Origin of the sequence: Sulfitobacter sp. LC.270.F.C4 (genome assembly GCF_032922545.1) — a bacterium.
GTDB lineage: Bacteria > Pseudomonadota > Alphaproteobacteria > Rhodobacterales > Rhodobacteraceae > Sulfitobacter > Sulfitobacter profundi.
Genome location: NZ_CP136692.1, coordinates 3163784 through 3176758, shown reverse-complemented (window position 1 = coordinate 3176758; position 12975 = coordinate 3163784). Strand labels below are relative to the sequence as shown.

General features: G+C 60.0%; 12 protein-coding genes. 8 read left to right on the top strand and 4 right to left on the bottom strand.

Annotated elements, in window-relative coordinates; all coding sequences use genetic code 11:
* The 3 genes from R1T45_RS19390 to R1T45_RS19380 are packed head-to-tail and all read right to left on the bottom strand — an operon-like array spanning nucleotide 1 to nucleotide 4315.
* Nucleotides 1-2061, bottom strand: a complete 2061-nt coding sequence (locus R1T45_RS19390; protein ID WP_317389973.1) for a hydantoinase/oxoprolinase family protein — start codon at nucleotides 2059-2061, stop codon at nucleotides 1-3.
* Nucleotides 2058-3752: a hydantoinase B/oxoprolinase family protein gene (locus R1T45_RS19385; protein ID WP_317389972.1), complete on the bottom strand. Its 1695-nt coding sequence runs from the start codon at nucleotides 3750-3752 to the stop codon at nucleotides 2058-2060. Before R1T45_RS19385 ends, R1T45_RS19390 begins: the two co-directional genes overlap by 4 nt.
* The gene (locus R1T45_RS19380) at nucleotides 3749-4315 is read right to left on the bottom strand and encodes a nuclear transport factor 2 family protein (RefSeq protein ID WP_317389971.1); all 567 of its coding nucleotides are present in this window, start codon (nucleotides 4313-4315) and stop codon (nucleotides 3749-3751) included. Before R1T45_RS19380 ends, R1T45_RS19385 begins: the two co-directional genes overlap by 4 nt.
* Before the next feature lie 151 nt (nucleotides 4316-4466).
* Here R1T45_RS19380 and R1T45_RS19375 point away from each other — a divergent pair, with 151 nt between their 5' ends.
* The 6 genes from R1T45_RS19375 (at nucleotide 4467) to R1T45_RS19350 (ending at nucleotide 10212) form a co-directional block, all read left to right on the top strand.
* Nucleotides 4467-5282 carry a GntR family transcriptional regulator gene (locus R1T45_RS19375; RefSeq protein ID WP_317389970.1) on the top strand — a complete coding sequence of 272 codons (816 nt, stop codon included), beginning with the start codon at nucleotides 4467-4469 and terminating at the stop codon, nucleotides 5280-5282.
* A complete protein-coding gene (leuC, locus tag R1T45_RS19370) occupies nucleotides 5279-6676 on the top strand; it encodes a 3-isopropylmalate dehydratase large subunit (protein WP_317389969.1) in 1398 nt (465 codons plus the stop codon). The genes R1T45_RS19375 and leuC overlap by 4 nt, the downstream gene beginning before the upstream one ends.
* Nucleotides 6673-7281 carry a 3-isopropylmalate dehydratase small subunit gene (leuD, locus tag R1T45_RS19365; RefSeq protein WP_317389968.1) on the top strand — a complete coding sequence of 203 codons (609 nt, stop codon included), beginning with the start codon at nucleotides 6673-6675 and terminating at the stop codon, nucleotides 7279-7281. Before leuC ends, leuD begins: the two co-directional genes overlap by 4 nt.
* Before the next feature lie 51 nt (nucleotides 7282-7332).
* Entirely contained in the window at nucleotides 7333-8343 is a 1011-nt protein-coding gene (dctP, locus tag R1T45_RS19360; RefSeq protein WP_317389967.1) for a TRAP transporter substrate-binding protein DctP, read from the top strand.
* 61 nt (nucleotides 8344-8404) lie between these two features.
* The gene (locus R1T45_RS19355) at nucleotides 8405-8905 is read left to right on the top strand and encodes a TRAP transporter small permease (protein WP_317389966.1); all 501 of its coding nucleotides are present in this window, start codon (nucleotides 8405-8407) and stop codon (nucleotides 8903-8905) included.
* The gene (locus R1T45_RS19350; RefSeq protein ID WP_317389965.1) at nucleotides 8905-10212 is read left to right on the top strand and encodes a TRAP transporter large permease; all 1308 of its coding nucleotides are present in this window, start codon (nucleotides 8905-8907) and stop codon (nucleotides 10210-10212) included. The genes R1T45_RS19355 and R1T45_RS19350 overlap by 1 nt, the downstream gene beginning before the upstream one ends.
* Nucleotides 10213-10420: 208 nt before the next feature.
* On the opposite strand, the gene R1T45_RS19345 is transcribed toward R1T45_RS19350, so the two are convergent.
* Nucleotides 10421-10744 (bottom strand): 2Fe-2S iron-sulfur cluster-binding protein, encoded by a 324-nt coding sequence (locus tag R1T45_RS19345; RefSeq protein WP_317389964.1) that lies wholly within the window; start codon nucleotides 10742-10744, stop codon nucleotides 10421-10423.
* 243 nt (nucleotides 10745-10987) lie between these two features.
* Between R1T45_RS19345 and R1T45_RS19340 the strand changes: the two genes are divergently transcribed.
* A complete protein-coding gene (locus R1T45_RS19340; RefSeq protein ID WP_317389963.1) occupies nucleotides 10988-11761 on the top strand; it encodes an SDR family NAD(P)-dependent oxidoreductase in 774 nt (257 codons plus the stop codon).
* Nucleotides 11762-11867: 106 nt separating this feature from the next.
* On the top strand, nucleotides 11868-12827 hold the full coding sequence (locus R1T45_RS19335; protein ID WP_317389962.1) for a phosphotransferase family protein: 960 nt from the start codon (nucleotides 11868-11870) through the stop codon (nucleotides 12825-12827).
* Nucleotides 12828-12975 lie beyond the last annotated feature (148 nt).

Genomic DNA, 12975 nt, shown 5'->3' with positions numbered 1-12975 from the left:
TCAAACCCTTTCGATCAATGTGTTGCCATAGCTGTCCACCTTGCCCACCAAGCCCGGCTCAATCAGCACGGTGGTGTCGGGCTGTTCAAGGATGGCCGGACCGGGGACCTCGGCCCCCACGGGCAGCGCAAGACGGTCATAGAGCTCGGTCTTGTGCCAGCTGTCCCCGAAATGGACCTGACGGCTGCCCTTGTGGGCGGCCTCGATGCTGCCGCCTTGGGTGGCGAGGGTGGCTAGATTAAAACGCGGGCGGCGCCCGGTGACGGCAGAGCGCAAGTTGATGACCCGGCGGGTGCCGTTCTTGAGCAATCGCCCATAGGTGGCGCGGTAGGCAGTGTCGAAAGCCTCGCCGATCTGCTCCTCTGTTGGCGGTGTGACAGTCCCGTCCTTCACAGTGACGGGCAAAGGAACAGGCACGGTATGGGTCTGGCCTTGATAGGCCATATCCAGCGTGAACTCGGTATCGCGGCCTTCAAAATGCGTGCGGGCGGCGTCGAGCGTGGCATTGCCGCTGTCAACATGTGTCTGCATGAAATCCGTCAAAACAGGCAGGTCGATCCCGGCGAGCCCTGCATTGATCGTCTGCACAAAGTCCTGCCGCATGTCAGCGATGACGCAGCCCATCGCCGAGGTAACACCCGGATAGCGCGGCACGATGGCGCGGGCGAGGCCAACTTCGGCCAGCATCGCGCCTGCGTGCAAGGCTCCGCCACCGCCGAAGGGCATGAAGGCGAATTGTTTCGGGTCAAACCCGCGTTCGATGGAAACAAGGCGCAGTGCGCCCGCCATGCGGCTGTTGGCCACGCGCAGGATCGCCTCTGCCGCGGCCAGCGCGTCTAGGTTCAGTGGTTTCCCCACATGCTCAAGGATCGCGGCCGAGGCAGCCTCTACGTCGAGCCGGTCCAACTTGCCGCCGATCGGGTTATCGGGGTCGATCCGGCCCAGCACAACATTGGCGTCGGTCACTGTGGGGCGGGTGTTGCCTTGGCCGTAGGCCACCGGGCCAGGGGTGGAGCCAGCGCTTTCCGGGCCGATGTTGAGCAAGCCGCCCTTATCGACCCAAGCGATGGAGCCGCCGCCCGCGCCGATGGTGGTGATCTCAATCATCGGCGAGCGGACCACCATGCCGAAGTCGATTGATGTCTGTGGCGACAGCATGGATTGGCCCTTGGCGATCAGCGAGACGTCAAAAGACGTGCCGCCCATGTCGCCGGTGATGACATCCGGGAACCCAGCGGCCTCGGCGATATAACCCGCCGCGATGACCCCGGCAGCGGGGCCGGAGAGTGCGGTGCGCACGGGCAAGCGGGCGGCGGTATCAACGTCCATGACGCCGCCATTGGACTGCACGATCATGAACTCGCCGCCAAAGCCACCGTCCTTCAACGCCGTTTCCAACCGGGCGAGGTAGCCCGAAACCTCGGGTTGCAGATAGGCGTTCAAAGCGGTGGTCGAGAACCGTTCAAACTCGCGAATTTCGGGCAGGATCTCGGCAGACGCCGAGACATGGGCATTGGGCCACATCTCTCGCACCGCTTGCACGGCGGCACGTTCGTTTTCGGCATTGGCATAGCTGTTGGCAAAAAGAATCGCACAAGCGAGGCAGCCGTCGTCGATCAATCGCTGCGCCGCCTGTCGGACTGCTTCCAGATCGACAGGGGTGCGGATTGTGCCGTCTGCCAGTGTCCGCTCGGGCACTTCAAGGCGCCGCTCACGGTCAACAACGGGCGTATACTCGCCGCGCAGTCCCCATGTGCGGGGGCGGTCGCGGCGGCGCATTTCCAGCACATCGCGCAGCCCTTTGGTGGTGATAATACCGATCTTCGCGCCCTTACGCTCGAGCAAGGCGTTGGTGCCTGCCGTGGTCCCATGCACGACGACCGAGACGCTGGAGAGGTCTGACACCCGCGAATTAATACCGCCCAAGAAACCGCCAGACTGGTCTGGCCGCGTGGTCGGGACCTTGGCAACCTCGGCGATCCCGGTGGCTTCATCGAGTACGAAGATATCTGTGAAAGTGCCGCCAACATCGACGCCGATCATTCGGTTGCTGCTGCTCATTGTGTCGCGTCCTTCCAATCTGCGCCGTAGGTCTGAGTGGCTATCTCGGCGCTCATCAAGCCGCGCGCCACATCTTTTGCAACGGCTGCCGCGTCTCGTTTCGCGGCCTCGCCATAACCGCCACCGCCGGGGGTATCGAGTCGCACGGATTGGCCGCGCTTGAGCTTGATGCCCACCATCTTCGAAGCCATCGGCGGGTTGTGCCAGCCATCGTCCTGTTCATAGGAAAATTGGTTCATCGCAGCCTCTCCGCCGCCTGCGGCGCCTTTGGGAGCAAAGCGGCCGCGTTCGCCGAAAAGAAAGGCCGTGGCGGATTCTTCTAGCACTTCGATCTCATAGGTCGCGCCCATGCCGCCGCGATGCTGGCCTGCGCCTGCGCTGTCGGGGCGCAGGGCCCATTGTTTGAACATCACCGGATAGGCGGCTTCCAAGATTTCCATCGGCGGAATCGTCGCGGTGGAGATCGGCGCGTTGCCGTGGTTTAATCCATCGCTTTCGATCGAGCCGCCATGTCCGCCGCCGTAAAAGCTGAACATTACCCACGGCTGCCCATTCGCCCGTTTGCCCGAGATCGAGAGCGCGTTGATCGTGCCATAGGCGTTGGCCACCACCCGGTCAGGCGCGGCCTGTGAAGCGGCGGCGAAGATCACGTCGATCATGCGCAGAATGGTTTCGGTATAGCCGCCAACAGGGGCCGGGAAGGGGGCCGAGAGCAGCGAGCCTTCGGGGATTTTTACATCGATGGGCCGCATGACACCTGCGTTGGCGGGCAGGCTGGGGAAGATATGTTTGATCGCGACATAGGCGGTCGCCACGGCAGTCGGCAGCGCGATATTGACCGGCCCGGCGCAGCGGTCTGCGGTCCCGGCAAAGTCGAGCGTCATGCGGTCGCCCTTGATCTCCAGCGCGACTTTGATTGGCAGGGGCGTATCGGTGATGCCGTCGTTGTCGAGGAAATCCTCGGCTTCCCACCGCCCGTCAGGCAGGTCTGTTAATTCAGCCCGCATCAGGCTTTCTGCGCTGTTTTGCAGTGCATCGAGACCGGCACGCACCGTTTCAGCACCGTATTCTTCCAATAACTCGTCCATGCGGCGCACGCCAAGGTCCAGCGCGCCAAGTTGACCGTTCAGGTCACCCTGCGCTGATTGCGGAAGACGGGTGTTACGCATCAAAATGTCGATGATGTCAGTCTGCACTACACCGGCCTTCGCCAAGCGCACGGGCGGCAAAACGAAAGCCTCCTGAAAGGCGTCGGTGGCGGCAGGGTTGTAGTTGCCCGGGACCGCGCCGCCGACATCGTGCCAATGGCCGACGGAGGCGAGATAGCAAAACAGTTTGCCATTGTGGAAATAGGGCCGCACCACGCGCATGTCACTGAGGTGCGTGCCGCCAAGATGCGCGTCGTTGAAGATGTAAATGTCGCCGTCTTCTAGGTCACCGTTCTCTGCTGCCTTGTCGATCACCGCTTTCACGGCGAAGGACATCACGCCGACAAAGATCGGCAGGCCCGACTTGCCCTGCACCAGCGTGTCGCCCGAGGTGGCGTGGTAGAGCCCGTGGCTGGCATCATGGGCCTCGGCAATGATGGGATTGAAGGCCGCCCGAAATAGGGTGGCGTCCATCTCGTCGGCGATCTGCTCCATCCGCCCGGCGAGCACCGCCAGCGTAATTGGGTCAATTTCGTCTGTCATCGGGCATCCCTTATCTCTGCTATGTCGTTCCACACGTCTTGGCGGGTTAATTTGTCTTTGATGACCTCGAACCGGTCAATGAAGCGAATGCCGTCAAAGGCTGTGCCGTCGGGCCATTCGCCCGAAAGCGTGCCGCGGCAATAGACCACCGCGGCGGCTTCCGGGCTCTGCAACGTGTCGAAACCTTCATAGGTCTTGGTCACGAAACGGTAGCGCGGCGCCGCCCAGTCGAGCAGCGCGTCCAGCGAGGTCATCGGCGCTGCGCCGGGGAACGTCATGATGAAATCGTCCGCCAGCATGGCCTGCGCCTGCGCAAGGTCGCGTGCCTCCATCGCGGCCAGAAAGTGGCGTACCAGTTCGGCGGGATCAGGTTTGGCCGGTGCGGGCTGGCGGTGGCTATTGCCGCGCATGTAATGGCCGGGCGGGAGTTCGTGCAGCATCACCGTAATCGCGTCGGGCCCTGCGGGGACCACAAGCCGGGTCGCCTGTGTCAGCGCGCTGCAAAGGCGCGTTTTTTCGGTGTCGCTATAGCCTTCGATTAAATGAATCTCGACAATCGGCATGCTGTTTCCCGTCCTCCCAGTCAGGTAACCTGTATTATTCGTAGTACAGATTTGAACGCCAGCATAGAGCAAATAATTTCCCAGATAGAAGATAGATTTCTTGATTTGTAAATTTGCGCCGTTAGGGTTGAGGGAACTTGAAGGGGCTGGAATGACTCAGAATCGTTCTTCAGATTTGACCGGAACGCTGCCCGAGGGCGGTAAGGCGCGGCGTGTTTATTTGCATCTGCAGCAGGAGATTATGCGCGGCCTTTATGCGGTGGGTGATGCGCTGCCGGGCGAGCAGAAGCTGGCGACGACACTGGATGTCTCACGAGTCACCGTGCGCCGGGCGCTCGATGCGCTGGAGCGAGACGGGCTGGTCCAGCGTCGCGCCGGATCGGGCACGACCGTCTGTAAGCCGGGGGCGCAGCCTGTCATAGCAGCCGATTTTAGCACGCTCATCCCGCAATTGGTCGACATGGGCCGCAGCACCACCGCGCGGCTCTTGTCTTTCAGCTATGGCGCAGCGCCGGGCGGGGTTGCGCAAGCCATGGGGCTGCAGCCGCGCGACCGGGTGCAAATGGCGGTCCGTCTGCGGTTGGTCGAGGGGGTGCCGCTGTCGCATCTGACGACATGGGTGCCCGAGGAGATCGCGCAGGGCTATTCGGAGGCCGAACTGGCCACCACTCCGCTGTTTCGCTTGCTGGAGCGCTCGGCGGTGAAAGTGACCTCGGCGGATCAGAGCGTCAGTGCCACGCTGGCCTCGCCCGATGTGGCTGAGGTGCTCGGAGTCAGCATCGGCGCACCGCTGCTGACCATCGACCGGGTCGTCCGTGATTCCGACGGGCTTGGAGTAGAGTATCTATCTGCGCTCTACCGCCCTGACATGTTTAAGCTCGAAATGTCCCTTAGTCGGGTAGGTGCGGGCGAGGGGCGCCATTGGGAGCCGGTGATCCAGCCGGCCAGAAAGGATGCCGCCGAATGACCACGCCGCGCACATTGCTTGAGAAGTTGTGGACCGCGCATGAGGTACTTCAGCGGGACGACGGTACGTCCTTGTTATGGGTGGATCGGCATTTGGTTCACGAAGGGTCGCATCACGCTTTCGCCAAGCTGGAGGAGCGCGGCCTGCAGGTCGCGGCACCTGAGCTGACCTTCGGGGTAGTCGATCACTATGCCCCTACCCGGGTCGGAACCGTGGCGCCCGACATCCGTCGCATGATTAAAACACTGGGTGAAAACGCCAAAGCGCACGGGGTCGAATTGTTCGATCTGCATGATCCGGGTCAGGGGATTGTCCATGTGATCGGCCCCGAACAGGGGCTGACACTGCCCGGCCTGCTGATCAACTGTGGCGACAGTCATACCTCTACCCATGGCGCTTTTGGCGCGCTGGCTTTCGGCGTAGGCGCGACGGAGGTTGCGCATATCCTGGCCACGCAAACCGTTTGGCAAAAGCGGCCAAAGTCCATGCGGATCACGGTCGAAGGCACGCTTGGGCCGGGAGTCACGGCCAAGGATCTGGCCCTGCATTGGATTGCCGAACTTGGCGCGGATGGTGCGCGCGGCCATGCAATCGAATATGCGGGCCCGGTAGTGCGCGCCCTCACGATGGAGGGGAGGCTCACGCTGTGCAACCTTAGCATCGAAGGCGGCGCGCGGCTGGGATTGGTGGCACCGGATAACGTGACCTTCGACTATATTAAGGGGCGGCCCTTCGCCCCCGCAGGCGACGCTTGGGAGGCCGCTCTGCGCAATTGGACCGACTTGCGCAGCGATGAAGGAGCCACCTTTGATCGCGAAGTGACGCTGGATGGTGCCGCAATCGCGCCGACCGTGACATGGGGCACATCGCCTGAACACGCGCTGCCGATCACCTCGCAAGTGCCCGACCCGGCCGGCTTGGAAGGGTCCCGCCGCGAGACGGTACAGTCAGCACTGGACTATATGGCGCTTTCGCCGGGCATGGCATTGAGCCAGATCGCAGTCGATCAGGTTTTCATCGGATCCTGTACCAATGGGCGGATCGAAGACCTTCGTCTCGCCGCGAAGGTTCTGGAGGGTCGTGTTGCCAAAGTGCCGGGGCTGGTGTCGCCGGGCTCCGCGCTGGTCAAGAAACAGGCCGAGGAAGAGGGGCTAGCGCAGATATTCACTGCCGCCGGGTTGGAATGGGCCGACTCTGGATGCTCAATGTGCGTCGGCATGAACGGCGACCGCGTTGAGGCGGGCAAACGCTGCGCCTCCTCGACCAATCGCAATTTTCGCGGCCGTCAGGGTCGCGGGGCACGCACCCATTTAATGAGCCCCGCCATGGTCGCGGCCGCGGCGGTGACGGGGCATCTGACCGATGTACGGCCTTTGCTGGAGGGGAGGGCATGAGGGGCTGGACCATATTCACGGGCAAGGCCGTTGCACTGGCGCAGGCCAATGTCGACACCGACCAGTTGATCCCAGCGCGTTTCATGTCGGCGCCGCGGTCCGAAGGCTATGGCGATTTTCTGTTGCATGATGCGCGACAGGACGATCCAGACCATGTGCTGAACCGATTTGCCGGGGCCGAGGTGCTGATCACCCGACGCAACTTCGGCAGCGGCTCCAGCCGCGAGGCAGCGGTCTATGCACTGGTGGATTTCGGCATCAAGGCCGTCTTTGCGCCCAGCTTCGGCGATATATTTGCCGGCAATGCTGTCAACAACGGGCTGCTGCCTGGAAAGGTCAGCGAAGAGGAAATCGAAGGCTTGATCGACCGGCTCGGCAAAGGAGATGCCGAGGCTAAGATCGACCTCGAAGCGGGAAGGGCTGTAATAGCGGGGCATGAACTGTCGCTCGATCTCGATCCGGTCTGGCAACAAAAGCTGGTGAACGGCTGGGACGACATCGACCTGACCGCTCAGCACGGCAAACAGATCGAGACATTCCGCGATGCGCGCAAGACGGCCCATCCGTGGACCATACCAGCAGGGAAGCATACTGCGCCAACCTAACGACAATGGCACATATTCAGGGGCTTCGCCCCATTATCAGGGAGAGAAAATATGAAACATACCATTCTAGGCGGCATTCTCGCCACCACGGCACTGGCGGGAGGCGCCTATGCTCAGGAAACACTGACGGCGGTCCACGCATTCCCGGAATCGCTCGTCTACACAAAATCCTTCCTCGAATTCGTAAACAAAGTGAACGAGGCGGGTGAGGGCGTCGTGCAGATTGAGGTGCGCGGTGGGCCTGAGGCGATCGGCATGTTCCAGCAGCCCGATGCGGTACGCAACGGCGTAGTCGACATGGTCTATACGCCCGGCAGCTTCTATGCAGGCACCCTGCCTGAGAAGGACGCACTGGTCACTTCCAACCTCACCGGCCCCGAGGCGCGCGAGAACGGCGGGATCGAGTTGATTGACCAAATCCATCAGGAGAAGATGGGTGTGAAATACTTGGGCTGGTTCGACAGCGGGGTCTGCTACAATCTCTGGACCCGTGATGAACCGGCACTCGACGAGAACGGCAACCTAGACGTGTCGGGCCTGAAGTTGCGGGGCAACGCGGTCTACAACGCTTTCTTTACTGACTACCTCGGCGCGCAGGTGATCGACCTGCCAACCACCGAAGTCTATTCCGCGTTGGAGCGAGGCGTGGTCGATGCAACGGGCTGGACCCAGATTGGCCTGATCGACCTCAAGTGGAACGAGTTCCTTAACTACCGGATCGAACCCTGCTTCTTCTCGACCGACCTCGGCGTAATCGTGAACCTCGAGAAATGGAACAGCCTATCGGATGAAGCGCGCAAGATCGTGCAGGATACGGCGATCGAGCATGAGAAATCCAGCACCGAGAACCTCAGCACACTGCGCGACGAGGATTTCGCCAAGCTGGAAGAAGAGGGCATGAAGGTCGTGACCCTCGAAGGAGAGGCGGCCGCCCGCTACATCGAGGCCGCGACTCAAAAGACATGGGACCGCATGAAAGGCTTAATGGCCGACAGCCCACAGGGCGATGGCAATTATGACCAGCTGATCGAGTTGTTCTACGACGAGTCGAAAGCTCCCTAAGGCCCCTAGGGCGCGCCGCGCAGCGGCGCGCCAATTCTCATATTTCAGAAAGGCCGCCGCCATGTTCGGACGGGTCTACCGTGGATTTCTTTACGCAATGGCCGGTGTTGCCGGAGCCATGCTGGTCTGGCTGATGATCTCGGTCGTTCTGTCGGTGGTGATGCGCAATGCCGGGATGCAGCCTTTTGCCTGGCTCTTCACTTCCTCGGAATACGCGATTCTTTACATGACGATGCTGGGCGCGCCTTGGCTGGTGCGTGAGAAGGGCCATGTGCATATCGAACTGGTGACTGCAGCTCTGCCGGACAAAATGCGCCGCGTGGTCAGTCGTCTGGTGGCGGTGATTTGCGTACTCACCTCGGCGATCCTCGCCTGGAAGGGGGCCGAAATGTTTCTGACCAACATTGCGCGCAACGACCTCGATGTGCGCGCCTATTATTTCCCCAAATGGATTCTCTCTATCGCTTTCCCGGTCAGCTTTGGCCTCATGGCGGTCGAGTTCTCGCGCTTCGTCTTTGGCGATGATTTGATGCACTCTGGCGAAGCAGGAATACACGAATAATGGAATGGTTTGAGTCTCTGGCCCTACTCTTGGGGTCGATCCTGTTTCTGATGGCCATCGGGATGCCCGTGGCGCTGGCCTTTCTCGCGGCGAATATCGTCGGCGCTTGGTTCTTTATGGGCGGTGCGCGGGGCGTGTCGCTGTTGCTGGACAACGGCTTTGGCGGGCTGACGAATTATGCGCTTGTCCCGATCCCGCTGTTTTTGCTGATGGGCGAGATTTTCTTTCACACCGGGCTGGGCGCACGCATGTTCAATGCGATCGACCGGCTCTTGGGCAAGCTGCCAGGGCGGTTGTCCTATGTGACGGTGCTAGGGGGGACGGCCTTCTCCACACTGTCCGGCTCATCGATGGGCTCCACGGCCCTCCTGGGCAGTCTCATGGTCCCGGAGATGACCGAACGGGGCTACAAGAAACATATGTCCATCGGGCCGATCCTCGGCACCGGAGGGTTGGCTATTATTATCCCGCCTTCCGCTCTGGCGGTGCTGCTGGCCACGTTGGCGCGGATCGATGTGGGCGCGCTGCTCCTCGCAGGGATCGTGCCAGGGCTGATCCTTGCCTCCTTCTACATTGCGACGATCTGGATACAGACCCGGCTCGACCCGGACGCTGCTCCGGCCTATGAGGTGGAGTTTCTGAGCTGGAGCCAGAAGCTGCGGCTGATGTTTGGTGACGTTCTGCCTATGCTCTCGGTCATGGTGCTGATCGTGATTGGCATGGTGGGCGGGCTTATCACCCCCTCCGAGGCTGCCGCATTCGGGGCCTTGGGCGTGCTCATCCTAGCTGTACTGTTTCGCTGCTTAACCTGGCAAGCGATGAAGCGCTCCGTGATCGGCGCGCTCCGGGTGACGCTGATGGCGTATCTCATCGTTTTCGGCTCCGCGACCTTCAGCCAGCTCCTAGCCTTCTCAGGCGCATCAAGCGGCTTGATCCGCTGGGCAACCTCATTTGACCTTGCCCCGATCGCCATGCTGCTGGTGATGTTCGGCGTGCTGCTGCTACTGGGCATGTTCATGGAGCAGATTTCGATGATGCTGCTGACCGTGCCAATTTTCTTCCCCCTAGCCGCGTCCTTGGGATTCGATCCGATCTGGTTCGGGCTGATCATTCTTCTCGCCCTAGAGATCAGCTTCACGACGCCGCCCTTCGGACTGCTATTGTTCGTGATGAAAGGGGTTGCGCCGCGCGGCACAACCATGCGCGAGATCTACTTATCGGCCTTTCCCTATATGGGCTGTTCGATGTTGCTGGTGTTCCTGTTGATAGTTTTTCCCGAATTGGCGCTATGGCTGACGAGATTATAAGGGTGGTGGTCGGGTCACAAGCGGCGCAATCCGACCATTGGCTCAAGCAGCTGTCGCTACGACTAAACTTCATCAAATATGCCACCAGTGCAAATAGGTGGACCTGAGCCGATCAGCGCTCTACCACATGGCGCTCGGGCTCGACGTGCCGATACTGCCAGTGATGAAAACAATCGACCGCGCGTTACGCGTTCAGCGTGGCAATGCTTTAGACTTGACTGTTTGGAAGAGTGACTATCATGCCCTCCATTGCTTCATTCACTTCTACCTGGCAGCCAAGGCGACTGGTATTGCCTTGTGGAGCGACAGTGAAATCTAGCATTTCTCGTTCGTTAGGGTCTGGGGTGGGCAGTAAGTCGATAATGCGCGGTTCGAGGTAAACATGACACGTGGCACATGCGGCTGCCCCTCCGCATTCTCCGATTACACCATCAATGTTATTGTCTAGCGCGGCATGCATTAAGTCATCGCCGATGTTCACTTTGGCTTCGTGTCGTGTGCCATCTTGTTCTACGAAAGTAATATTGACCATTTGGCTTCCTTTCACGTCTACGGCCAGTTCCGCCAGTTTTTGGAGGTCTTAGCAAACAAACGTTTGCCCCAATAGTTGTCAACTAGTTTGATCTGGGAAGCATGCCTTTTTGCGCCGGCGAGAGATCTCCCGAGCAAGAACCGCGTAGTTACGATTGCGGCGTGCTCTAGGCAGGGGTTTGATTGACAGCACAGTAGAGCCATGGTTTAAAACGATCGTTCGTTTGGCTAATTGAGGTCCAAGATGGCTGATTTCACTTCTCAGATTGCTCAATGGCCCGGTCTGTCTGGGGGCTCTGCAATCATCACCGGTGGCTCTTCTGGCTTAGGCGTTCATTTCGCGCATCTTCTCGCGGCCCAAAATGTGAAAGTGACTTTGGCTGCGCGGCGCGTTGATCGACTGGATGAAGTTTGTCGCGACATCTGCGATGCAGGAGGGGAGGCGGAGCCGCTGTGTCTTGATGTGGCTTCCGCAGCTTCGGTAGAAGACGCGCTTACGGGTAAGGTATTCGACATCGTCATCAACAATGCCGGGGTGACCGCGACGGCATCCGCATTTGACCTGTCCGCAAACTCAATCGACCAAGTTATAGATATCAATCTTAAAGGTGCGTTTCACGTGGCCAGAACCACGGCGCGCTCAATGAAAGACGCAGGAGTGGGCGGCAGTATAATCAATGTGGCGTCGATCCTCGGTCTGCGGGTTGCCGGGCAGGTATCGGCTTACTCCGCCTCTAAAGCAGGGCTGGTACAACTTACGAAGGCGCTGGCATTGGAGTGGTCTCGGTTCGGTATTCGGGTCAACGCATTATGCCCTGGCTACATTGAAACGGATCTGAACCGCGACTTCTTTGAGTCCGAGGCAGGAAAGGCGCTGGTCCGCCGCGTGCCATTCCGACGGCTTGGACAGCCTGAAGATCTTGACGGTCCGCTATTACTGCTCGCGTCTGATCACAGTCGGTTCATGACCGGGACTGAAATTGCCGTCGACGGCGGTCATCTCGTTTCATCGTTGTAAGGAGCCTTCCAATGGCCATCGCACATTTTGATCATTCAATCGGCATATCGGTTCGGTCATGAGTGTCCTAGACGAACAAGCGCTCGCGCAATGGCTTCAACGTAAGATGCCGGAACAATCTGTGCTCAAAACGGAGCGTATCAGCGGGGGGCAGTCAAACCCGACATGGTTCGTCACTTGGGGTAACCGGGAGCTTGTCCTGCGCAGCAAGCCCGTAGGGCCGATTTTGCCCGGAGCCCACGCGATCGAACGCGAATTTCGCGTCATGACCGCTTTGCAAGATACCGTGGTTCCCGTTCCCCGGATGTTTTTTCTTGAAGAAAATGGGACAGTCTTGGGGGCGCCGTTTTACGTGATGGAGCGGCTAGAGGGGCGGGTGCTCAGCGATTGCACCTTGCCGGGAACGGCGCCAGAGGAGCGGCGCGCGACGTATTTGGAAATGGCCCGCACATTGGCGCGATTGCATTCTGTGCGGCCCGCTGATGTGGGCTTGGAAGAATTTGGCCGCCCGGGAAACTACTTCGAGCGCCAGATCAAACGCTGGACTCGCCAGTATGTAGCCTCCGGTGCCACACGGATTGAAGCGCTAGATAGGTTGATTGCATGGCTGCCCGACAATCTGCCGCCCGACGATGGCGCTGTCGCTATTGCGCATGGCGATTACCGACTGGGCAACTTGATGTTCCACGACGAAAGGGCTGAAGTTGTAGGCGTTCTCGATTGGGAGCTCTCGACTTTGGGCCATCCGTTGGCAGATTTGGGGTTTTGCGTCATTCCATGGCACACCGCGCCAGAGGAGTATGGCGGGATCCTTGGTACAGGCTGGGAGCAAGGCGGCATTCCCACTCAGGAGGAGTTCGTGGCCGAGTATATGCGGCACAGCGGGCTCAAGAGCCCTCTGCTGCCGTTCCATATCGCTTTCGCCCTGTTCAGGTTTGCTGTCATTTTCATTGGCATCGCCGACCGGGCGCGGAACGGGAACGCGGTGTCCGGCGAAGCGTCGGACCTAGGACCGCTGGCCGAACGCTTTGCGAAGCGGGCGCTCGATATCCCGGGAGTGGGCTAAGTGGGTGGGGCTGCGATGGGGCGGCTTAGGGTGGCAGGGCGTACCCTAGAAGTGGGGCGCGCGAGCGCCTTTTCCGAAGGCCTCACCGTTTTTAGTCCAATAATAAATCTAACAATCAACTGTTTTGTCAATGCGCAATCTACGCTAG